Origin of the sequence: Vibrio sp. 10N.222.49.A3 (assembly GCF_041475145.1) — a bacterium.
GTDB classification, from domain to species: Bacteria; Pseudomonadota; Gammaproteobacteria; order Enterobacterales; family Vibrionaceae; genus Vibrio; species Vibrio tasmaniensis_A.
This window is the reverse complement of the sequence record NZ_JBFRVM010000010.1, coordinates 53,342-77,978: the sequence shown is the minus strand read 5'-3', so window position 1 is coordinate 77,978 and position 24,637 is coordinate 53,342. Positions and strand designations below refer to the sequence as shown.

Sequence of the window (24,637 nt, the reverse complement as noted above, 5' to 3'; positions counted from 1 at the left end):
TCAATCTTAAACAATCACCAGTTCAGTTACTATTTTGAGCCTTATTCTTGGCTGAATTTCACATTCCTCCGGCTCTTTGTTGCAGTTTGAGAAGCGAGTCACAACAGAACGGCAGATTTAATTTTCTAGAAAAATTTAACGTAAAATAGGTAAGTGACCGAGATCTACAATTACACCACAGCAAGATAAGCCCCTATAATTAAAAGCCAAAAAGGTTAGTGCCCACTTACAATAGGCCGCCACCACAAAACCAAATGCGAGTCACATCACCTTAACAATTGCGCACAAAAAACCACCAAAGCAAGCTATTTTGACGTTAATGACGTGGTGCTGTGTGTTTTTAACGTTTTTGACGGGAAACGAGTTTGATTAATTCATCGATAAGGTGTTTTCTTACTCCTGCCAAAGGCCTACAGGCCACTCTTACCACTTCTCAGAATCAAAGATGAATCTGGAGCAACGAAGAAGAGGTAGGCCTTTAACTAGAGTGTGTATCTACTAACTAATTAGCGACAGATAACATTCAATCCATTAGTGAAATGAAAGCAAATAGTAAGGAACAGCTATGCTTGCCAATATAAAAAAAACAGCAATAGCAACAGCAATTATTGCAACTGCTACAACAGGTTTTGCATCAGTAGCAACCGCTGCAGAGCGCAGCGAACTGACCGTTCACCCGAAAGAGTACACTACATTCGTACGTAACTTTAACCCGTACCTTGGTGCTACTAACCTACATACTACAACTGACTTCATGTACGAGCCTTTAGTAGTATTTAACGAAATGCACGGTAACACTCCGGTGTTCCGTCTAGCTGAAAACTTCAAAATGTCAGATGATCTGATGAGCGTTGTTTTCGACATTCGTAAGGGTGTTAAATGGTCTGATGGAGAAACTTTCTCTGCTGATGATGTTGTTTTTTCTTTCAACCTTGTAAAAGAGAAGCCAGAGCTTGACCAATCTGGTATCAACTCTTGGGTAACTTCTGTAGAAAAACTGAACGACAACCAAGTTAAGTTCACACTAACAGAAGCAAACTCAAACGTACCTTACGAGATTGCTAAAGTACCTGTAGTACCTAAGCACATCTGGAAAGACGTTAAAGATCCATCAACGTTTACCAATGAGAACCCGGTAGGTTCTGGTCCATTTACAGAAATCGATACGTTTACAGCGCAACTGTACATCCAGTGTGCAAACCCGAACTACTGGGATGCAGACAACCTAGATGTTGACTGTCTACGTGTTCCACAAATTGCGAACAACGACCAGTTCTTAGGTAAAGTTGTAAACAGTGAAATGGACTGGACGTCTTCTTTCGTTCCAGATATCGATCGTACATACGCTGCAGCAAGCCCTAAACACCACTATTGGTACCCGCCAGCAGGTACACAAGCATTCATCGTTAACTTCAAACACCCTGATGCTGCGAAGCATGAAGCATTGAGCAACGTTGAATTCCGTCGTGCTTTCTCTATGGCTCTTGACCGCCAAACTATCATCGACATCGCATTCTACGGTGGCGGTACTGTGAACGATTTCGCATCAGGTCTTGGCTACGCGTTTGAAGCTTGGTCTGATGAAAAAACTCACGACAAATACAAAGGCTTCAACACTTACAACGCTGAAGGCGCGAAGAAGCTTCTTGCTGACGCTGGCTTCAAAGATGTAAACAAAGATGGTTTTGTTGACACTCCATCAGGCAAATCTTTCGAACTAATGATTCAATCGCCAAACGGCTGGACTGACTTCAACAACACAGTTCAACTTGCGGTAGAGCAACTAAACGAAATCGGTATTAAAGCGAAAGCTCGTACACCTGACTTCTCTGTTTACAATCAAGCAATGCTTGAAGGTACATACGACGTAGCATACACAAACTACTTCCACGGTGCGGATCCATACACGTACTGGAACAGTGCTTACAACTCATCACTACAATCTGGTGATGGTATGCCTCGTTTCGCTATGCACTTCTACAAAAATGACAAGCTAGATGGTCTTCTAAACAGCTTCTACAAAACAGCTGACAAGAACGAACAGCTAGATATTGCACATGGTATCCAGCAAATTATCGCTGCAGACCAAGTAACTATCCCTGTGATGTCTGGTGCTTACATGTACCAATACAACACAACTCGATTCACTGGTTGGTGGAACGAAGAAAATCCAAAAGGCCGTCCAAACATTTGGGCTGGTATTCCAGAGCGTCTACTTCATGTACTGGACCTAAAACCAGTTAAATAAGTAATCGTTCAATCTTTGCGGCGTAACTTCTTACGCCGCTTATAAAAATCCCCACACTATCAATTGAAAGTATGGCGCTAGTCGTCAGGGGATTTTTCGTTCCAAATTTCGCTAGGAGCGACCTGAATCCAGAAACAGGGAAACAATCTGGGTGAGTAAGGTGTGAGTTATGGGTTATTTTTTAAGACGTTTGTCATTTTATTTTGTCGCGCTATTAGTTGCAGCGACGTTAAACTTTATTATTCCAAGAGCAATGCCTGGTGACCCAGTTACCATGATGTTTGCGAACGCTTCTGTTCAAGTTACTCCTGAGCGTATTGCGGCAATGAAAGAATTATTAGGCTTCGTTGATGGCGGCTTACTGGTTCAATACGGCGCATACATGAAGAACATTCTAAGCTGGGAGCTTGGTACATCAATTCAATTCTACCCACTTTCAGTAAATACACTGTTAGGTGGCGCATTCGGTTGGTCGCTATTCTTAGCAGGCACTGCCGTTATTCTTTCTTTCTCTATTGGTTCAATCCTAGGTATTTTTGCAGCGTGGAAACGTGGCAGCAAATACGATGCTTTTGTTACTCCAGGGATGCTTATTCTACAAGCCGTTCCTCAAGTTGTTATTGCCATGATTGCGCTGTTTACCTTCGCAATCGGCTTGAAATGGTTCCCAACAGGTTACGCCTATACCGCAGGTACGATTCCAGATTGGACAAGCTGGGCATTCATTAAAGATGTCGCTTACCACGCCTTCTTACCTTTGCTATGTGCATCTATTGTTCAAATTGGTGGCTTCCTAGTAAACATGCGTAACAACATGATCAACCTGCTAGCTGAAGATTACATCACCATGGCGAAAGGCAAAGGCCTGAGCGAAAACCGAGTGGTATTCAATTACGCAGCTCGCAACGCGATGCTACCAAGTGTGACAGCACTTTCTATGTCGCTAGGTATGGCAATCGGTGGTCAGTTAATTATCGAAATCATCTTTAACTACCCAGGTCTTGGCAGCGTACTTTTCAACGCAATTAACGCTCGTGATTACCAAGTACTGCAAGGCCAACTGCTTATCATGACGCTATTCATGCTGTTCTTTAACCTAGTTGCAGACATGCTTTACGTTGTTCTTGACCCTCGTCTTCGTAAGGGTGGTAAATAATCATGAAAGATATTCTAAAACTCATTTGGCGTAACCCGATGGCCTTAACCGGCGTCATCATCCTAAGTATTTTTATTCTTGGTGCGATTGCGGCTCCATTGATCACAAAACATGTGCCAGACAAACGTACAGGTAATCCACACGAATACCCTGGCTTCGTGGTTAAGTCTGCACAAACTAACCCTGATGGCTGGGTTGCTAAAAACCTAGCAGACGATCGTCGTACGTTGATAATGTCTAAGAAGGCAGACCACGTACTGGGAACAACTCGTATGGGTCGTGACGTTTGGTCACAAGTGGTATACGGCGCACGCGTATCTCTTGCTGTAGGTTTTGGTGCGGGTCTTACCGTATGTTTACTAGCAACGGTTATCGGTGTTTCCGCAGGCTACTTTGGCGGCCGTGTCGATGATGTTCTGACAGCCGCAATGAACATCATGCTGGTTATTCCTCAATACCCATTACTGTTCGTAGTTGCAGCCTTTATCGGTGAGGCAGGGCCACTCACCATAACCTTGGTTATCGGCTTTATGTCCTGGGCTTGGGGCGCGCGTGTTGTTCGTTCCCAGACCTTAGCACTGCGTGAAAAAGAGTTTGTAAAAGCCGCTGAAGTTCTGGGTGAATCTTCATTTCGTATTATCTTCGTAGAGATTCTTCCAAACCTTATCTCTATCGTTGGCGCGAGCTTCATCGGCTCGGTGATGTACGCAATCATGATGGAAGCAACGATTTCGTTCCTAGGTCTTGGTGACCCGAACACAATCAGCTGGGGCATCATGCTTTACAACGTTCAAACCTCTTCATCAATGCTGATTGGCGCTTGGTGGGAACTGTTGGCTCCTTGTATCGCATTGACACTACTTGTAACTGGTCTTGCTCTACTTAACTTCGCTGTCGATGAAATTGCCAACCCGCAACTGCGTTCTCACAAAGGCATGAAGCGTTGGAAGAAATTAGCAGCACAAGACAAAGAAGAACGTGAACCTGAACTACCACCACAAAATGCACTTTGGAGCGGAGATAAATAATCATGTCTGAACCACTAATTTCTATCCGCAATTTATGCGTGGATTACATCACAGAGTCTGGCGATGTACGTGCGTGTAACAACGTAAGTTTCGACATTGCTCCAGGTGAAGTATTCGGCCTAGCTGGTGAATCTGGCTGTGGTAAATCAACTGTTGCTTTCTCTCTTATGCGTCTGCATAAGCCGCCCGCTTACATCAGTGGTGGTGAGGTTATCTTCAATGGAGAGAACATCCTTGAATACAGTGATGACCGTATGCAAGCGTTCCGTTGGAGCGAGATGTCGATGGTATTCCAGAGTGCGATGAACGCACTCAACCCTGTATTACCAATGGAAGAGCAGTTCTGTGACGTAATTATGCGTCACACCAACATGACTCGTGAGCAAGCTAAGCAACGCGCTGAAGGTCTACTTGAAATCGTAGATATTCACCCGAGCAGATTGAGTGACTACCCTCACCAATTCTCTGGCGGCATGCGTCAGCGCTTGGTTATTGCTATCGCTTTAGCATTGAATCCAAAGCTGATCATTATGGATGAGCCAACGACCGCACTTGATGTGGTTGTTCAACGCGAAATCCTACAAAAGATCTATGCACTAAAAGAAGAGTTTGGCTTCTCGATCCTGTTCATCACCCATGACTTGTCATTGATGGTCGAGTTCTCTGACCGTATCGGCATCATGTACTCAGGTGAGCTCATCGAGGTTGCCAATGCTCAAGATATTCTAGAAAACCCTTACCACCCTTATACCAAAGGGCTGGGAAGTTCTTTCCCTCCACTAACAGGGCCAAAGACAAAACTAGCAGGCATTCCGGGGAACCCTCTGAACCTGCTAGAGATCCCTGAAGGGTGTCGTTTCCAAGCTCGTTGTGATCGTGTACATGAAACGTGTACCAAGGTGCCAACCAAGCTGCGTTCTATCGACCCGGGACATTTGTCTAACTGCCACCTGTACGGTGACCCAATAGTACAAAGGAAGCTATAGCTTGCACGCTGATTCAGCGTGAATAACGAATAAGGCGGCTCGACCGCCGAAATGCAAGCAAAGCGAATAAGGATTCTGGAGACAATTATGAGCAAAGATTTCGGTCAATTATTGGTAGAAGGCAAGAATGTCGTAAAAGACTTCCCAATAAGCAGCACCACAATTCAAACCCCAATGATGCGTGCGATTAACGACGTATCATTCAAGATGTATAAAAGTCGCGGCCTAGCTGTGGTTGGTGAGTCTGGTTCAGGCAAATCAACAACAGCAAAAATGATCGCAAAAATGTACGCGCCTTCGGGCGGCACGATCGAATACAAAGGTCGTGATATCCAAGAGATCTCAAGCAGAAAAGATCTTATGCACTACCGTGAAGGCGTGCAGATGGTATGGCAAGACCCGTTTGGTTCCCTGAACCCAACACATAACATCTTTCACCACATAGCTCGACCATTGTTGATCCACAAAAAAGTATCTCCGGGCAACAAGAAAGAGTTACAGGAACGTGTGTACGATCTTCTAGAGCAAGTTGGCTTAGTGCCACCACAAGCAACGGCAGAGAAGTACCCTCATCAACTCTCTGGTGGTCAGCGTCAACGTGTCAACCTAGCCCGTAACATTGCAGTTGGTGCAGAAGTTGTATTAGCCGATGAACCAACATCGATGCTTGATGTATCGATTCGTGCTGGTGTTTTGAACCTGATGGAAGAAATGAAGTTTGAGAAACAAATGTCTCTACTTTACATCACCCACGATATCGCAACCGCTCGTTACATTGCTGAAGATCTTTCAGTGATGTACGTAGGACACATGGTGGAATGGGGCGATACCGATGATGTGATTGCTAACCCTCAGCACCCTTACACCCAACTGCTTGTTTCTGCGGTTCCAGATCCTAAAAAATCGATCCACGAACAACTCGCAGGCAACAAAGGTGAGATCCCTCTTTGGACACCAGTCTCAGCAGGTTGCCCATTTGCAGGCCGTTGCACTCATGCAATGGACAAGTGTAAAGAGCAGTTACCAGGGGTTACGCAGTTAGCTGATAACCACTTTGTGCGTTGTTACCTACACGAAAGCTAAGCAATAAAACCAAGTTAGGGTCTGCGGGCCCTAACTATTTATATCCAAAACATTCAAGTACCTAGCCAATAGAAACTAGGACTGTCGGAGAATATTGATGCTGTTATTGACCAACCATATTGGCTACGAATCCACGGCTCCAAAGCAGGCTATTCTGCAAACGAAGAAAGCTCGCTTATCAAGTACGACTGCACTTTTGGTGTGTGCCGACAACCATATCACTGTCGGAAGTTTTGATGTGGTTAAACAAGGCCGCGTAGCAAATTGGCATCAAGGGCAATTCTTCACTATCGATTTCAGTTCATTCACTGAATCTGGTCGCTACTACCTACGTTTTGACAACCTACGCTCTGAAGTATTTGAGATTGGTAGCAACCTATTAATGAACCACACGTTTTCTGATGTGCTTCATTACTTTAAGTCACAACGCTGTGGCGGTAGTTTCGACAAAAAAGATCGACAAGCACAAATTATGGGCACTGACAGATACGTCGATGTTCATGGCGGTTGGTACGACGCATCGGGTGATGTAAGTAAGTACTTTAGCCACCTATCTTATGGCAATTATCTCAACCCACAACAAATTCCGATGGTTGTTTGGAACATGCTCAAAAGCGTGCGCTTGACTAGCAATAACCCAGACTTTCCTAAATTCTCTATGACTCGTTTAGTGGAAGAAGCCCTATTCGGTGCCGATTTCTTAGTGCGTATGCAGGACGCTGACGGATACTTTTACATGACGGTATTCGACAAGTGGAGTAAAGACATCAATCAACGTGACATCTGCGCTTATGCGACTCAAGAAGGCCATAAATCAACAGACTTACAAGCTGGCTACCGACAAGGTGCAGGCGTCGCTATTGCAGCACTGGCTGCTGCATCTGAGCTTGAAACCTCTGGCAGTTACTCGAGCCACACCTACCTTGAAACGGCTGTTAAGGGTTACTGGCACCTAAAAGAGTACAACCTCCAGTACCTAAACGATGGTGAAGAGAACATCATCGATGAGTATTGTGCCCTGCTCGCAGCCAATGAGCTGTATCGCGTAACTCAAGACCAGCAATACCTATCCGAAGCAAGAGTTTGGGCTAGTCGCTTGATCTCTCGTCAGCAATCTGATGATTCATTTGAGCACTTTTGGTCAGCTAATGCTGATGGCTCTCGCCCCTATTTCCATGCAGCTGAAGCTGGCCTTCCTGTAATTGCTCTATGCGAGTACATCGATAATGAAACTGACACTGAGTTGAAAGAACAAGCACGTGTGGTTGTTGAGCAAGCTTGTCAGTTCGAAATCAACATTACCGACAAAGTTATCAATCCATTTGGCTACCCAAGACAGTACGTAAAGTCTGTCGATGGTGTTAAGCGCGATGCCTTCTTTGTCGCTCAACAAAACGAAACTGGCTACTGGTGGCAAGGCGAAAACGCACGTCTTGGCTCAATTGCGACCATGGCTTACCTAGTTCAACCGCACATTAAAGATAATGACCTTCAGCAGAGTCTAATCCAACTTTCACAAAATAGCCTTGACTGGATTTTGGGCCTCAACCCATACCACATGTGCATGCTTGATGGCCACGGTCATAACAACCCAGACTATCTACCACAACTTGGTTTCTTCAATGCCAAAGGCGGGATTTGCAATGGCATCACGGCAGGGTTCGAAGACGAACAAGACATCGCATTCAACCCACCAGCACAGAAAGACGACATGCTTCAAAACTGGCGCTGGGGTGAACAATGGATCCCTCATGGAGCGTGGTATTTGCTAGCAACGGCTGCGCAATTCAACTTCCTAGCACAAAGTAAGGAGCAATAATCATGACGCTTTACTACGTAGGTATTGATGGTGGCGGTACATCTTGCCGTGCTCGCATTCGTGATGACCAAGGCAAACTCATTGGTGAAGCGAAAAGTGGCAGTGCCAACATCCTTTTGGGTGTCGATGTTGCAATGAGTTCAATTGTTGATGCGATTACTAAAGCCGCACAACAAGGGCAACTCAACTCTAACGATTTTTCTAATATGCATGTTGGTTTGGCGCTAGCTGGTGCTGAACAGAAGTCAGCATGGCTCGACTTCATGGCACAAGCACACCCTTTCGCAAGTATGACACTCAATACAGACGCCTATGGTGCATGTATTGGTGCACATAATGGCCAAGACGGCGCGATCATGATTGGTGGTACAGGTTCATGTGGTATCTACCTAAACAACGGCGAACAACACGTGGTTGGTGGTCGTGAATTTCCAATTTCTGACCAAGGCGGCGGCGCAGTGATGGGCCTTCGTTTAATTCAGCAAGTTCTACTCGCTGAAGATGGTATTCGTAACAAAACCCCACTGACTCAACATGTTATGAATCATTTCAATAATGATGTTGATGCGATCGTGGCATGGTCAAAAGGCGCGATTCCAAAAGATTACGGTCAATTCTCTCCCGTCATTTTTCAACTGGCAAATGAAGGCGATGAACTGGCTATAGAGATGCTTAAGCAGACTGCAGCCGATATCGAAATGTTTGTATTAGCGCTGCATCGAAAAGGCGCTGACAAGGTGTGCTTAATGGGAAGTATCGCTGAGCGTATTCTCAACTGGCTATCACCACCAGTACAACAATGGATCGTTAAACCTCAATTTGACGCTATCGAAGGCGCATTGATGTTTGCCGGCAAGTCACAACACAACTTGTATCAACAGGCTTAGCAGGGAAGTTATATGAATTATCGCATCGACTTAGCTGTTCTTTCTGAACAAAAAAATAACTGCCGATTTGGCCTTACGGTACATAATTTAAGTGACCTCGACGTAAAAGATTGGTCTCTGCATTTTGCATTTGACCGATTCATCCTTCCTGAGAGTCTATCGCAAGGTGAACTGACTCAAGTTGGAAGCTATTGCTCGTTCAAACCAAGTTCGCCCGTGTTAAAGGCCAATAACCATTACTACCTTGAATTCAGTATTCAAAGCGCCCCATTCCGCTTCTATTCTGATGGCCTTAATGATGCATTTATCCAATCACATCATGATGGAGAAACATCGGTACTGCCTGTCGCGATATCACCCATAGTACTGGCTTCGCCATACCGTGAACGCAATCAAATACCTGAAGTTAACGCTTCTGAGATAGCATTGATTCCTCAACCAAATCAGATCGAACTCAAGCAAGGTAGTTTCGCGCTAAGCTGTGAATGCAAGATTGAGGTTCAATCTCACCTTGCAGATAAAGCCGTCTCTTGGTTGCAGCAAGAGTTACTTTCTACCTTTGAACTGTCGATTTCGAATGAGCTTTCAACTGAACTTTCAAAAGACGAAAGCGGCGACATTCTATTTCGCAGCAATCCAACATTAGACGAAGCAGAATACAAACTCCGCATTACTGAACAACAAATAATTGTTGAATCAGGTAGCCAGTCTGGGTTTACACACGCCGTGGCAAGTCTGATTCAATTGATTCAACAACTGGATGCCGAAAATTTTTCTATTCCATGCTGCAAAATCGCCGATCACCCTCGCTTTAAGTACCGAGGCATGATGTTGGACTGCGCGCGTCACTTCCACTCGGTAGAGCAAGTGAAGCGTTTAATCAATCAACTGGCGCACTACAAGTTCAACGTATTTCATTGGCACCTAACTGACGATGAAGGTTGGAGAATTGAGATTAAGAGCCTGCCTCAGCTGACTGAAATCGGCGCTTGGCGAGGTCCTGATCATGCATTAGAACCGCAATACACCCACCTTGCGGATAACTATGGCGGCTTCTACACGCAGCAACAGATTCGCGAAGTCATTGAATACGCAGAGCAACGCAGCATCACGGTGATCCCAGAGATCGATATCCCAGGACACTGTCGCGCCGCGATCAAATCACTACCAGACATGCTAGTTGAGCAAGCAGACACCACACAATACAAGAGTATTCAGCACTACAACGACAACGTGCTAAATCCAGGTTTACCGGGTACTTACCAATTCCTAGATGCCGTTATTGAAGAAGTTGCAGAGCTTTTCCCTAGCGAATTGATCCACATGGGCGCAGATGAAGTACCACCCGGTGTGTGGACCAACAGCCCTGCCGCTCAAGCACTGATGAAAGAGCACCAGTATCAAGACAGCAAAGACCTACAAGGCCACCTATTCCGCTATGCCGAGAACAAACTCAAACAACTTGGTAAGCGCATGGTGGGCTGGGAAGAAGCACAGCACGGCGACAAGGTGAGCAAAGAGACCATCATCTATTCATGGCTCAGTGAAGAAGCCGCTATCAATTGTGCTCGCCAAGGCTTTGATGTGGTGCTGCAACCAGCACAGTTTACCTATCTCGACATGACCCAAGATTATGCACCGGAAGAACCGGGCGTAGATTGGGCTGCCGTTATCCCCTTAGAACAAGCTTATACCTACGAAGCCCTCGCAGAGATATCCGACACAGATCCAATTCGTAAGCGGATCCGCGGAATTCAGTGTGCTTTATGGTGTGAGATCGTTACCAATCAAAAGCGCATGGATTACATGGTATTTCCAAGAATTAGCGCTTTAGCTGAAGGATGTTGGACACATAAACACAACCGAAACTGGCTAGATTACCTATCTCGCCTAAAGGGCCATCTGCCATTACTCGACAGACTCAATGTTGATTATCGCAACCCTTGGAAAGCTGAATAAAACGAAGCCAAAGCACACTCAAGTCGAGAGCTTGCTTCCCCTGATTAAGGTGCTCAGTCAGATTCGACTCAGCATCATTATTTAAAAATTAGCTGCATAGATGCAGTTTGTTAAAAAGGAAATGACAATGAAATACGGCTATTTCGATAACGATAATCGCGAATACGTCATCACTCGCCCTGATGTACCAGCACCTTGGACCAACTACCTAGGTACTGAAAAGTTTTGTACCGTGATTTCGCACAATGCTGGCGGCTACTCGTTCTACAATTCTCCGGAATACAACCGTGTTACTAAATTCCGTCCAAACGGCACCTTCGACCGTCCAGGGCACTATGTTTACCTGCGTGATGATGAGACGGGCGATTACTGGTCTATCTCTTGGCAGCCTGTGGCAAAGAGCCTAGATGAAGCGAACTACGAAGTTCGTCACGGCCTGTCATACTCAAAATTCAAGTGTGAATACAGTGGTATTACAGCAACCAAAACGTTATTCGTTCCTAAGGGTGAAGATGCGGAAGTTTGGGACGTCGTGCTGAAAAATAACACTGACAAGCCAAGAACCATCAGCACTTTCTCATTTGTTGAGTTCTCGTTCAGCCACATCCAATCGGATAATCAGAACCATCAGATGTCTTTGTACTCTGCGGGTACGTCTTACCAAGAAGGTGTTCTTGAATACGACCTGTACTACAACACTAACGACTTTGAAGGTTTCTACTACCTAGCTTCAACTTTCTCACCAGACAGCTACGACGGCCAACGTGATAACTTCCTTGGCATGTACCGTGATGAAGCGAACCCAATTGCCGTTGAGAACGGTAAATGTTCTAACAGCGCCCAAACCTGTTACAACCACTGTGGTTCTCTGCACAAGCAATTTACGATTCAGCCGGGTGAAGAAGTTCGCTTTGCTTATGTACTAGGTATCGGTAAAGGCAACGGTGAGCGCCTACGTGAAAAGTACCAAGACACAGCTAACGTCGATGCCGCTTTCCAAGGCATCAAAGATCACTGGGACGAGCGTTGCAACAAATTCCAAGTTAAGTCTCCAAACGAAGGCTTAGACACCATGATCAACACATGGACGCTATACCAAGCCGAAACCTGTGTGGTTTGGTCTCGCTTTGCATCCTTCATTGAAGTGGGTGGTCGTACTGGCCTTGGTTACCGTGATACTGCGCAAGATGCCATCTCAGTACCTCATGCCAACCCACAAATGACCAAGAAACGTATTATCGACCTGCTTCGCGGCCAAGTGAAAGCGGGCTACGGTCTACACTTGTTCGATCCTGACTGGTTCGATCCAGAAAAAGCAGATGTTGAACCTTCAAAATCGCCAACGGTTGTTCCAACGCCTTCAGACGACGATAAGATCCATGGCATTGAAGACACCTGTTCTGATGATCACTTATGGATCGTTCCGACCATCATCAAATATGTAATGGAAACCGGTGAACACGACTTCTTTGATGAAGTGATCCCATACGCAGACGGTGGCGAAGCGACCGTTTACGAACACATGAAAGCGGCACTGAACTTCTCTGCTGAATACGTGGGTCAAACGGGCATTTGTAAGGGCCTTCGTGCAGACTGGAATGACTGTTTAAACCTAGGTGGCGGTGAGTCGTCAATGGTTTCATTCCTACACTTCTGGGCTCTACAAGAATTCCTAGACCTGGCTAAGTTCCGTAATAACGATGCTGACGTTACTAAATACACAGAAATGGCCGCGAACGTACGTGAAGCCTGTGAAACACACCTATGGGATGACGAAGGTGGCTGGTACATCCGTGGTCTAACAAAAAATGGCGACAAGATCGGTACCGCTCAACAAGCTGAAGGTCGTGTACACCTTGAGTCAAACACGCTAGCGGTTCTATCTGGCGCGGTTTCTCAAGAGCGTGGCGAGAAAGCGATGGACGCTGTTGATGAGAACCTATTCTCTGAATACGGCTTGCACCTAAATTCTCCTTCATTCGCAACACCAAACGATGATATCGGCTTTGTGACTCGCGTTTATCAAGGCGTAAAAGAGAATGGCGCAATCTTCTCTCACCCGAACCCATGGGCTTGGGTAGCAGAAGCGAAGCTAGGTCGTGGTGACCGTGCGATGAAGTTCTACGACGCACTGAACCCGTACAACCAAAACGACATGATTGAAACACGTTACGCAGAACCCTACTCGTACGTGCAGTTCATCATGGGTAAAGATCATCAAGACCATGGTCGTGCAAACCACCCTTGGTTAACGGGTACCTCTGGTTGGGCTTACTTCGCGGTAACCAACTTTATTCTTGGTGTTCGCACAGGCTTTGAAGGATTAACAGTCGATCCTTGTATCCCGACTGATTGGCCGGAATTCGAGGTTACTCGTCAATGGCGTGGCGCGACTTACAACATCACAGTGCAAAACCCGAATGCAGTAAGCAAAGGGGTTACCTCTATCACTATCAACGGTGAGTCAGTTGAAGGTGCAATCCCAGTACAAGCAGAAGGCAGCGTGAACGATGTTGTCGTTGTTCTAGGCTAGTCACTTAATTTAACGAACAGCTCTTGCCTCAAGTCTTTATCGACTTGAGGCAATGAGACTAAAAGGATTTTCTAATGATTAAATTTGGTACAGGTGGCTGGCGCGCTTTCATTGGTGAAGAATTCACCAGAGACAATGTTCGCCTTGTAGCGCAAGCGCTCGCTAACATCATCAATAATGAAGATGCAGCCAAAAATGGCTTCGTTATCGGCTATGACCGTCGCTTCCTTTCAGATAAAGCGGCATGCTGGTTTGCAGAAGTACTTGCGGCGAACAACATCAAAGTAAGCTTCATTGATAAGTTCGTTCCAACACCTATCGTGATGTTCCAAGCAAAAGAGATGGGATGTATTTACTCTGCGTGTATTACCGCTTCTCACAACCCAGCGGACTATAACGGCATAAAGATCTTCATTGAAGGTGGACGCGATGCTGACGAGATCATCACAGAGAAGATCGAACAGCAAATCGCAACACTGACCAACGAAGATGTTATACGAGTCGATTTCGAACAAGCGTTAAACGACAAAGAAATCGAGATCATCAACCCGATGAACGACTTTGTTGATTCAATCATCAACTTCATTGATATCGACTCGATAAAGAAAGCCAACCTGCGCGTACTGATTGACCCAATGTTTGGTGTTGCGAAAAATGCTCTGCAAACCGTACTGATCAACGGTCGCTGTGATGTCGACGTAATCAACGATGGTAAGAACCCAGATTTCGGCGGTCTTATGCCGTCCCCAAATGCAGCAACGCTATACCGCCTAAAACATTTAGTGGCAGCTGAAGGCTATGACATTGGTATTGGTACTGATGGCGATGCCGACCGTTTAGGCATCATTGATGAGAAAGGTCACTTTATTCATCCTAACGAAGTGCTACTCCTACTTTACTACTACTTACTGGAATACAAAGGCTGGAAGGGCTCTGTCGTTCGTAACATCGCCACCACGCATCTACTCGACAAAGTAGCGGCAGATAATGGTGAGAAGAGCTTTGAGGTTCCTGTAGGCTTTAAGCATATCAGCTCTCAAATGGAAGCAGATGATTCACTGATTGGTGGTGAAAGCTCGGGAGGTTTAACCATTCGAGGTCATATCAAAGGTAAGGATGGCGTATTTGCTTCAAGCTTACTGGTTGAGATGATCAGTGTAACAGGTAAAAAGTTATCTGAGTTACTTGATGAAATCTACTCTAAGTATGGCTATGCCTACACGGCAGAAGGAGATTGCCAGTTTAAGCCTTCAGAGAAAGAAGCGCTCTACACCAAGATTTACGTAGAGAAGCAACTGCCTGAATTTGAATACGAAATTGAAAAAGTTAGCTATGAAGATGGTGCCAAAGTGTACTTCAAGAATGGCGGATGGGTCATTGCTCGCTTCTCCGGAACAGAGCCGTTACTGCGAATCTTCGCAGAAATGGAAGATAAAGACACTGCAGAACGTGTTCTTCAAAAAGTGAAAGACTTCCTCTCTCTATAGATTTATAGAGTGCAGCAGTTTTGAATGGGACTTAACAAACCACTGCCTTGTTAAAGCCTGTAGGTGAAGAACTCTTGCCCAGTACTCTGTATCAAAGTGCTGGGCTTTTTTACGAATGTATTTTACTTTTCGGCAGAACGATACTTACTGCGTATCATTAAAACGCCAATACACCTTTGGTATCTACTTTGACGGTGACTGGCATACCAACACCTAGAGCCTCAGAAGACGTTGCTAACAGTTTCTGACCGTTAGCTTCAATCACATAACGACAGTGGTCGCCCATAAATTGTTGTTCCAACACGGACAGGTTACTGTCGACATCATGACTCGCCACTATATGCTGTGGTCTTAGTAACAACGCACATTCCGCTCCCACTTCGATTTGAGTTTGTGCTTTCGCTTCTATCAGACCCAAGCTCGTTTCAAATTCATTATCTGAAATACGCTGTGCATTCAAGTAGCTACCACCACCTAAGAAATCAGCAACAAACTTACTCGATGGGTGGAAGTACAACTCAGATGCTGAACCATATTGCTCAATCACACCATGGTTCATTACCGCCATTTTATCTGAAAAAGCGAATGCTTCTTCACGGCTGTGCGTTACAAAAATAGCAGTAACACCCTGCTTTTTAAATATTTTACGAATCTGAGAGATCAACTCATGGCGAACTTGAGTATCAATATTTGAGAAGGGTTCATCCAATAATAATAAGTCTGGCTTGTACGCTAAAGAACGAGCAATCGCTACGCGCTGCTGTTGACCACCAGAAAGTTGATGTGGGTATCGGTCACCGAATTCATCTAAGTGAACTAGCTCCAACATCTCTTGAACTTTCTCTTTCTTTTGCTGTTCAGAAAGACCTTTGAGGCCAAAGCAGATATTCTGGTTTACCGTCAAGTGCGGAAACAGGGCGTAATCTTGAAAGATCATTCCGATGTTTCTCTGCTCAGGTGGTAACCAGTTGTCTCCATCGTCGATGGTTTGACAGTTCAAGCTCATGACGCCACTACTCAATGGAAGCAAGCCGGCAATCGCTTTAAGCAGCGTAGTCTTACCACAACCACTGGCACCAAGCAGACAAACAATTTCACCATGCTCAACTTCTAAAGAAAGAGATTCCAAAATAGTTTGGGACTCGTACTTACAAGTCAGATCTTTAATTGATAATGCACAACTCATTAGTGTTTCTGCTCCAAGGAACGGTTTACGATGATCAGCGGAATTAAACCCACCAAGACTAACAACACAGCAGGCATGGCTGCTAATTCAAGGTGCTCATCTGACGCATAGTTATAAACATAAGTCGCGAGCGTTTCGAAATTAAAAGGACGCAGCAACAATGCCGCATTTAACTCTTTCATTGATTCGATAAACACCAATAATCCGGCGATCAATGCGCCTCGTTTAATCAAAGGTAAATGAACACGACGTAACATCTGGTTGGTATTGCAGCCCATTGTTTTAGATGCCATATCCAATGAAGGAGAAACTTTACTCAAGCTACTTTCAATGCTGCCAATTGCAACCGCTGAAAAACGCACGACCATGGCAAAGATAAGTGCAAACATAGAACCAGAGAAGATCAAACCTGGTCCTGTCCATTCCATCACTTTTGCAATATCGTTGACTAAATGATCCATAAACAAAACTGGGACCATCACACCAATGGCTAACACTGTGCCTGGAACGGCATAGCCCATGGAAGCGATACGCATATAAGCCTGATTTTTCTTACTTGGACTAACACGTTGATTGAAGTTCACAATCAAAGCAATAACGACACCAATAATTGCAGCAACTACCGAAACATAAAGGCTATTAACGGCATACTCTCTAAATTCAGGGGTCCAGCTTTGAGCAAAATATTTGTAGGCATAAATCATTAACTGGGCAAGAGGGAACAAGAATGCGACACACACCAACCCCCAGCACCAAAACAATGCTAACCACTTCTTCCAACCGGAAAGGTCGTAACGAAAATCTTCACGACTACTGAATTGATTCTGGAATAATTTCTGTTTGCGACGGCTATAGCGCTCTGAACTCAATAGTAGGATCACGATAATCAGCATAATCGCCGATATTTTCGCAGCAGCCGTTAAGCTTGAGTAACCTAACCAAGTATCGTAAACCGCAGTCGTTAAGGTATTGACTGCAAAGTAACTTACGGTACCAAAGTCACCAATGGTTTCCATTGCAACCAGTGATAGCCCGACCGCCATTGATGGACGAACAAGCGGCAAGGAAATACGACGAAAGCTTTCCCAAGGTGAACACTTTAACAACCGAGCGGATTGCAATAAGGAGACGTTTTGCTCCATAAAAGCCGCGCGGCATAGCAAATAAACATAGGGGTAGAGAACAAGTGACAGAACAATAATAGCTCCGAACAAGGTTCTAATGTCTGGGAACCAGTACTCTCCGGGCCCCCAGCCTGTTAAATCTCGTAGCAGAATTTGAACCGGACCAGCAAAGTCGAACCAATCGGTAAAGATATACCCGACAATATAGCCTGGCATGGCTAATGGCAGCACTAACGCCCACTGTAAAACGCGCTCTCCTGGAACACGGCACATTGCCATAATCCAAGCTGACGGAATACCAAAAGCCAAAGACAGGAATAAGGTTCCTATGAGTAAAACCACCGTATTATAAGTATAGGTGGGCATTACTGTGGACATAAGATGAGAAAATAGCTCATCTGTTTCTCCAACAGCAGTCGTAAAAATCGCTAAAATCGGTAAAACCAGCAATACAGCAATGATGCAGCTACTGGTGTTCCATAAATAATTCTTTTCTTTCATCGCCTAACTACAACGAGGCTTAATGAAACACAAATGCATTTGCAAATACATCTCATATCCTTTTAATGGGGGGTTATTTATACCCATATACTGTAATGACTTCAAGGTGAGATGCTCATAACTCTGGGGATTAACGGGGAGCTTTGTATCAAAAAGTGATTTTCCAAAACAAAACAACCCCAAGTTACCGAAATGGCGACTTGAGGCTGTCATTTTACTTGGGCCGAAGCCTACAGTAAAAAATTATAGATCGAACTTAACTTCGTCTAGTAGCTTGATTGCAGCTGCGTGGTGGTCAGCAATCTGGTCTAGAGAAATTGTATCAGCTTTGAATTCCCCCCAAGAAGCAACAAGCTCTGAAGGTTTAACATCAGCTTTAACTGGGTATTCGTAGTTCACTTCTGCGTACATGCCTTGCGCCACGTCACCAGATAGGAATTCCATTAGCTTAACCGCGTTCTCTTTATTTGGAGAGAATTTAGCCATTGCCATACCAGAGATATTTACGTGAGTACCTGTTGTCTCTTGGTTAGGGAAGTTAAGGTAAACAGCGTCAGCCCAAGCTTTTTGCTCTTTATCGTTAACCATCTTACCTAGGTAGTAGCTGTTACCAAGAGAAACGTCACATAGACCTTCTTTGATCGCTTTAACTTGTGCACGGTCATTACCTTGAGGCTTACGTGCTAGGTTTGCTTTTACGCCTTCTAGCCATTCTTTCGTTTCAGCTTCACCTTTGTGAGCAATCATCGAAGATACTAGAGAAACGTTGTATGGGTGCTTACCACTACGTGTACAGATTTTACCTTTGAATTCTGGCTTAGCTAGATCAGCGTAAGTGAAATCTTCACCTAGACGACCAACACGGTCACGAGAAGAGTAAACGCTACGTGTACGAGTTGTTAGAGCGAACCACTCGTTAGCTGTGTCTTGGTATTGAGCTGGGATATTCTTTTCTAGAACATCACTTTCTACAGCTTGAACTAAACCTTTTTCAGTTAGCTCAGATAGACGGCTGATATCAACAGTTAATACCACATCTGCTGGGCTGTATTCGCCCTCTTGAGCTAGCTTCTCTGCTAAACCTTTCTTAGCAAACTTAACATTCACCTCGATGCCTGTCTCTTTCGTGAACTCATCAAACATAGGTTCAACAAGGAAAGGTTGACGGTAAGAGTATACGTTTACTTCTTCAGCAGCGATTGCAGCCGTTGGTGCGATTGCGCTACATGCTAGAGCTGAAAGAGTTAGCAATTTTTTCATTGGTAAAGTCCTTTATATCGAAATGATAATCTATATCAGTTGCGTTATTATATTTATTAAAATATTAATTTCAATGATAGAGCACAAAAAAACCTGCTCATGAGAGCAGGTTTCAAGTGGGTAATATGTAAATATTTGTAAATTATGGATTAATACATAATGTTCTATTTTACAGACACAAACTCTGGATAGGCGCCGACACCACAATCGTGCATGTCCATACCTTCAAGTTCTTCATCTTCAGTTACTCGGATACCGATTGTTGCTTTAAGCACTGCCCATACCGCTAGGCTAGCACCGAATACCCATGCAAAGATTACTGCTGCACCCAATAGTTGAGCACCAAACGTTGCATCAGCATTGCTTAGTGGCACAGCCATTAGACCGAAGAAACCACACACACCGTGTACCGATATAGCACCTACTGGATCATCAATCTTAGCTTTGTCTAGAGCGATGATGCTGAATACAACCAATGCACCAGATACAGAACCAATCGCTACAGCAAATAGAGGTGATGGTGATAGAGGGTCTGCAGTGATTGCTACTAGGCCAGCTAACGCGCCGTTAAGAATCATTGTTAGGTCTGCTTTACCCCAAGTTGTTTTGCATACTAGTAGTGCTGCAATCGCACCTGCTGCTGCTGCTGCGTTGGTGTTAAGGAAGATTTGACCTACTGCTGTTGCGTTCTCAAAATCCGAAACCATTAGTTGAGAACCGCCGTTGAAACCGAACCAACCAAACCAAAGGATAAATGTACCTAGCGTTGCCAGTGGCATATTTGAACCTGGAATCGGGTAGATTTCACCGTTCTTACCATATTTACCTTTACGAGCACCCAGTAGAAGCACACCCGCTAAGGCTGCTGAAGCACCAGCCATATGTACGATACCTGAACCAGCAAAGTCACTGAAGCCGGCTTCTGATAGGAAACCACCGCCCCAAGTCCAGTAACCTTCCATTGGGTAGATGAATGCTGTTAGCACGACAGAGAAGATAAGGAATGACCAAAGTTTCATTCGCTCAGCAACCGCGCCAGATACCACAGACATTGCTGTTGCAACGAAAACGACTTGGAAGAAGAAGTCTGATTCTAATGAGTGGTCTGCACCTTCACCTTGAGTACCAATCAGAGTACCAAATGACGGTAACCAGCCACCTTCGCCGTTATCGACATACATAATGTTGTAACCAACGACTAAGAAAGTCGTACAAGCAATCGCGTACAAACAAATGTTCTTAGTTAAAATTTCTGTGGTGTTCTTCGAACGAACGAGACCAGCTTCTAACATCGCGAAGCCTGCAGCCATCCACATGACCAACGCACCTGAAATGAGGAAGAAAAAAGTGTCTAGTGCGTAACGTAGTTCCATTACTGTTGTTGTAAGTTCCATATTAAAGTCTCCAGTCCTTGTAATTCTTTAAAGTGCTTCAGCATCCATTTCACTGGTACGAATTCGTACGGCTTGGCTTAGGTCATACACAAAAATTTTGCCATCGCCGATTTTTCCGGTGTGTGCCGCTTGGCTAATCGCTTCAACAACTCGGTCAACATTTTCAGCTTGGGTTGCAATCTCTAACTTTACCTTTGGTAGGAAGTCCACTTGGTACTCTGCACCACGATACAATTCAGTGTGCCCCTTCTGACGACCAAAGCCTTTCACTTCAGAAACGGTCATACCTTCAATACCAACATCAGAGAGCGCTTCGCGTACATCGTCTAATTTGAACGGCTTTACAATGGCATTTATTAATTTCATATTCTTTCCTTAAATTCTTCACTTAATCCGTTAATACTCTTATTACAATCCAAGTAGCGTGCCAAAAAGTTAAGTTATTGATTTCAAATGAAATGGAAATAATACCGTTTTAGAAAAGAAAAAGGCCGCACCAATATGGTGCGGCCTTTTCACTATCTTAATGCGCTGCATTGTCGTTGCTCTAGTTTTGGGCAACGGAGCCTTCAAAGCTCTGAATGACTAATAAATAGGTGTCAGGACTAGTAACCTAAAAAATCAATCCAACGTTCGATGAGCAACTCGAAATCGTCAATTCCGCAGCTTGCTTCGCTTTCACAATTATAGAAATCGAACTCACTACCCTCTTCCATCTCTTGTTCGTGCCCTAGCACATTTTCTTGAATCGTTACGTCGTCTTCATTGATCGCTAGGCTGATCTCTTTGCCTAGTAGCGTCACTTCATTGCTCAGATCTTGTCGAGATTGCTCAATCAACGCCATCACATGATCCAGTTTCTGCTTATCTTTTCCGATCTCTTCTTGAAGCCAGCGGCCAACAATTTCATGACCCATGCTGCACTTTACATAGTACTCGCCCATTAAAGTGTTTCGTGTAAATTCAAATTCCATAAAGGCTCCGCGCACTAATGACAGATAGGGTAAAAAATGAGGCGAGAGTATATAGCGAAGTCATCAAGAGATCGAGTCGCTCGTTGTCCAGCATTCAGACATAAAAAAACGCCTTCTACGAATAGAAGGCGTTCTGTCTGTATCTTACTCAGTCAACGATTAAGCTGGTTCTTGGAAGATAACCGTGTCTGCTTTATCCGTGTACTGACCCATTTTATGGAAATTCAGGTAACGGTATGTATCAGCAGCGGTTGCATTGATCTTCTCAGCGTACGCTAAGTACTCTTCTTTAGTTGGGATACGACCAAGAATCGCACCAACAGCAGAAAGTTCAGCAGAAGCTAGATAAACGTTCGCACCATTACCTAAACGGTTCGGGAAGTTACGAGTAGACGTAGACATAACCGTCGAAGCATCAGCAACACGAGCTTGGTTACCCATACATAATGAACAACCCGGAGTTTCAATACGAACCCCAGCACGACCGAAGATGCCGTAGTAGCCTTCTTCTGTCAGTTGGTCTTTATCCATCTTAGTTGGCGGAGCAACCCATAGGCGAGTATTTAAAGAGCCATTAAACTCTTCTAGCATCTTACCTGCAGCACGGAAGTGACCGATGTTGGTCATACAAGAACCGATGAACACTTCTTGAATCTCAGTGCCTTGAACGTCAGAAAGAAGACGAGCATCATCTGGATCGTTTGGCGCACATAGGATTGGTTGATCGATGTCAGCAAGATCAATCTCGATAACGTGCGCGTATTCCGCATCTGAATCAGCAGATAGCAACTCAGGGTTCGCTAACCACTCTTCCATTGCCGTGATACGACGCTCAATCGTACGAACATCACCGTAACCTTCAGCGATCATCCACTTAAGCATAACGATATTCGAGTTCAGGTACTCATCGATAGACTCTTGAGATAGCTTAACCGTACAACCTGCCGCAGAACGCTCTGCTGATGCATCTGAAAGTTCAAATGCTTGCTCAACAGATAGGTGCTCAACACCTTCGATTTCTAGTACACGACCAGAGAACTCATTGATCTTTCCTGCTTTCTCTACCGTTAGTAGACCTTGCTTGATACCGTAAAGCGGAATTGCATGTACTAGGTCACGTAGCGTGATACCTGGCTGCATTTCACCTTTAAAGCGAACCAAGATTGATTCAGGCATATCAAGAGGCATAACACCTGTTGCTGCAGCAAATGCTACTAAGCCAGAACCCGCAGGGAATGAAATACCTAGAGGGAAACGAGTATGCGAGTCACCACCTGTACCTACAGTATCAGGAAGAAGCATACGGTTTAACCATGAGTGGATAACACCATCACCCGGACGAAGTGAAACACCTGCACGGTTCATGATGAAATCAGGCAGTGTATGGTGAGTGTTTACATCAACTGGTTTCGGGTATGCAGATGTGTGACAGAAAGACTGCATCACAAGATCCGCAGAGAAGCCAAGACAAGCCAGATCTTTCAGCTCATCACGCGTCATAGGACCCGTAGTATCTTGAGAACCCACTGTCGTCATTTTAGGTTCGCAGTACTGACCCGCACGCACACCTTCAACGCCACACGCTTTACCTACCATCTTCTGAGCTAATGTGTAGCCTTTATCAGAAGCAGAAGGATCGATTGGTTTAGCAAACAGATCGGTTTCAGCTAGGCCTAGAGCATCACGAGCACGACCCGTTAGGCCACGACCAATGATCAGTGGAATACGGCCACCAGCACGCACTTCATCAAGAAGTACTTTGCTTAGCTCAAAGTTTGAAATCACAGAACCGTTCTTGTGAACAACACCTTCGTACGGGTAGATATCAATGACATCGCCCATGTTCATGTCTTGTACGTTCAGTTCAATGGGTAGTGCGCCTGAATCTTCCATTGTGTTGTAGAAGATTGGTGCAATTTTACCACCCAGACAAACACCGCCAGTACGCTTGTTTGGTACGAATGGGATATCTTCACCCATAAACCAAAGTACTGAGTTTGTTGCCGATTTACGTGAAGAACCTGTACCAACAACATCACCAACGTAAGCCAGTGGAATGCCGTCTTTTTGCATTTCTTCAATTTGATTGATTGGACCAACGCTACCCTGTTCATCAGGAGTAATGCCATCACGTTCCATCTTCAGCATCGCTTTCGCGTGCACTGGGATATCAGGACGTGACCATGCATCAGGCGCTGGTGATAAGTCATCAGTGTTAGTTTCACCGGTAACTTTAAATACTTTAACGGTGATCTTTTCCGCTACTTTGTTTTTCGCTGTAAACCATTCAGCATCAGCCCAAGATTGAAGTACTTGTTGTGCTGAAGCATTACCTGCTTTCGCTTTATCTTCTACATCGTAAAACGCATCGAACATCAGTAGAGTATGAGACAGGGCTTTAACTGCGATTGGAGCAAGCTCAGCATCGTCTAACAGAGACACTAGAGACTCGATGTTGTAACCACCTTGCATAGTACCAAGCAGTTGTGCAGCTTTTGCTTTGCTTACTAGTGGAGAAGCTACTTCACCTTTAGTGATAGCCGTAAGGAAGCCAGCTTTTACGTAAGCAGCTTCATCTACACCCGGTGGAATGCGATTTTCTAGTAGGTCAAGAATGATTTCTTCTTCACCTTGAGGTGGATTCTTTAGAAGTTCAACTAGGCCAGCGACTTGCTCAGCATCTAGTGGTCTTGGGACAACTCCCTCGGCAGCACGTTCTTCGACGTGTTTACGGTAGGCTTCAAGCACGACTTTTTTCCTCTCATTGCGGTTCACTTCTTACCTTCATAATTATTAGTAAAATAAAGAAGCGAACATCCTTGGAAACTTGGCTCTCCATTGCCATTTTTGTCATTCAATTTGTATTGATGAGCGGCATCATAGAGGCCAAACTGTGGGCGGTAGAATAGCAAATTTAACGTTAAATTAAAATCTTATCATTTTGACCAACATAGCAAGTTAAGACGAAAGTCCCACTATTTTTGCCTATTTACGCAGTTAAACGGTGACTCT

Annotated in this window: 17 protein-coding genes; 10 read left to right on the top strand and 7 right to left on the bottom strand. The window is 44.8% G+C overall.

Annotated elements, in window-relative coordinates; translation table 11 throughout:
* Positions 1 to 565: 565 nt before the first annotated feature.
* From AB4589_RS00955 to AB4589_RS00910, 10 genes are all read left to right on the top strand, one after another.
* Positions 566 to 2,248 carry an ABC transporter substrate-binding protein gene (locus AB4589_RS00955; RefSeq protein WP_009847561.1) on the top strand — a complete coding sequence of 561 codons (1,683 nt, stop codon included), beginning with the start codon at positions 566 to 568 and terminating at the stop codon, positions 2,246 to 2,248.
* Positions 2,249 to 2,417: 169 nt separating this feature from the next.
* A complete protein-coding gene (locus AB4589_RS00950) occupies positions 2,418 to 3,404 on the top strand; it encodes an ABC transporter permease (protein ID WP_009847562.1) in 987 nt (328 codons plus the stop codon).
* A gap of 2 nt (positions 3,405 to 3,406) precedes the next feature.
* Positions 3,407 to 4,432 (top strand): ABC transporter permease, encoded by a 1,026-nt coding sequence (locus AB4589_RS00945; RefSeq protein ID WP_372099106.1) that lies wholly within the window; start codon positions 3,407 to 3,409, stop codon positions 4,430 to 4,432.
* Between the two features lie 2 nt (positions 4,433 to 4,434).
* Entirely contained in the window at positions 4,435 to 5,418 is a 984-nt protein-coding gene (locus tag AB4589_RS00940) for an ABC transporter ATP-binding protein (protein WP_009847564.1), read from the top strand.
* A gap of 87 nt (positions 5,419 to 5,505) precedes the next feature.
* Complete coding sequence (locus tag AB4589_RS00935) at positions 5,506 to 6,501, top strand: ABC transporter ATP-binding protein (RefSeq protein ID WP_009847565.1); 996 nt, start codon at positions 5,506 to 5,508, stop codon at positions 6,499 to 6,501.
* Between the two features lie 97 nt (positions 6,502 to 6,598).
* Positions 6,599 to 8,320, top strand: coding sequence for a glycoside hydrolase family 9 protein (locus tag AB4589_RS00930; RefSeq protein WP_371709515.1), 1,722 nt, complete (start codon positions 6,599 to 6,601; stop codon positions 8,318 to 8,320).
* 2 nt (positions 8,321 to 8,322) lie between these two features.
* On the top strand, positions 8,323 to 9,207 hold the full coding sequence (locus AB4589_RS00925) for an N-acetylglucosamine kinase (protein ID WP_017103857.1): 885 nt from the start codon (positions 8,323 to 8,325) through the stop codon (positions 9,205 to 9,207).
* A gap of 12 nt (positions 9,208 to 9,219) precedes the next feature.
* Entirely contained in the window at positions 9,220 to 11,166 is a 1,947-nt protein-coding gene (locus AB4589_RS00920) for a beta-N-acetylhexosaminidase (RefSeq protein ID WP_372099105.1), read from the top strand.
* Between the two features lie 127 nt (positions 11,167 to 11,293).
* Entirely contained in the window at positions 11,294 to 13,699 is a 2,406-nt protein-coding gene (locus AB4589_RS00915) for a GH36-type glycosyl hydrolase domain-containing protein (protein ID WP_371709512.1), read from the top strand.
* A gap of 74 nt (positions 13,700 to 13,773) precedes the next feature.
* On the top strand, positions 13,774 to 15,186 hold the full coding sequence (locus AB4589_RS00910; protein WP_372099104.1) for a phosphoglucomutase/phosphomannomutase family protein: 1,413 nt from the start codon (positions 13,774 to 13,776) through the stop codon (positions 15,184 to 15,186).
* A gap of 157 nt (positions 15,187 to 15,343) precedes the next feature.
* Here AB4589_RS00910 and AB4589_RS00905 read toward each other — a convergent pair whose 3' ends face one another.
* The 7 genes from AB4589_RS00905 to acnB form a co-directional block, all read right to left on the bottom strand.
* Positions 15,344 to 16,372: an ABC transporter ATP-binding protein gene (locus AB4589_RS00905; protein WP_017097323.1), complete on the bottom strand. Its 1,029-nt coding sequence runs from the start codon at positions 16,370 to 16,372 to the stop codon at positions 15,344 to 15,346.
* Positions 16,372 to 17,997, bottom strand: a complete 1,626-nt coding sequence (locus tag AB4589_RS00900) for an ABC transporter permease (RefSeq protein WP_371709511.1) — start codon at positions 17,995 to 17,997, stop codon at positions 16,372 to 16,374. The genes AB4589_RS00905 and AB4589_RS00900 overlap by 1 nt, the downstream gene beginning before the upstream one ends.
* A 243-nt stretch (positions 17,998 to 18,240) precedes the next feature.
* Entirely contained in the window at positions 18,241 to 19,257 is a 1,017-nt protein-coding gene (locus tag AB4589_RS00895) for a Fe(3+) ABC transporter substrate-binding protein (RefSeq protein ID WP_012604721.1), read from the bottom strand.
* A 164-nt stretch (positions 19,258 to 19,421) separates the two neighbouring features.
* On the bottom strand, positions 19,422 to 20,651 hold the full coding sequence (locus AB4589_RS00890) for an ammonium transporter (protein WP_122045983.1): 1,230 nt from the start codon (positions 20,649 to 20,651) through the stop codon (positions 19,422 to 19,424).
* Positions 20,652 to 20,678: 27 nt separating this feature from the next.
* Positions 20,679 to 21,017 (bottom strand): P-II family nitrogen regulator, encoded by a 339-nt coding sequence (locus tag AB4589_RS00885; RefSeq protein ID WP_372099103.1) that lies wholly within the window; start codon positions 21,015 to 21,017, stop codon positions 20,679 to 20,681.
* A 239-nt stretch (positions 21,018 to 21,256) separates the two neighbouring features.
* Positions 21,257 to 21,625 carry a YacL family protein gene (locus tag AB4589_RS00880; protein WP_029223087.1) on the bottom strand — a complete coding sequence of 123 codons (369 nt, stop codon included), beginning with the start codon at positions 21,623 to 21,625 and terminating at the stop codon, positions 21,257 to 21,259.
* Positions 21,626 to 21,784: 159 nt separating this feature from the next.
* Positions 21,785 to 24,373, bottom strand: coding sequence for a bifunctional aconitate hydratase 2/2-methylisocitrate dehydratase (gene acnB, locus AB4589_RS00875; protein ID WP_029223086.1), 2,589 nt, complete (start codon positions 24,371 to 24,373; stop codon positions 21,785 to 21,787).
* Positions 24,374 to 24,637: the final 264 nt, after the last annotated feature.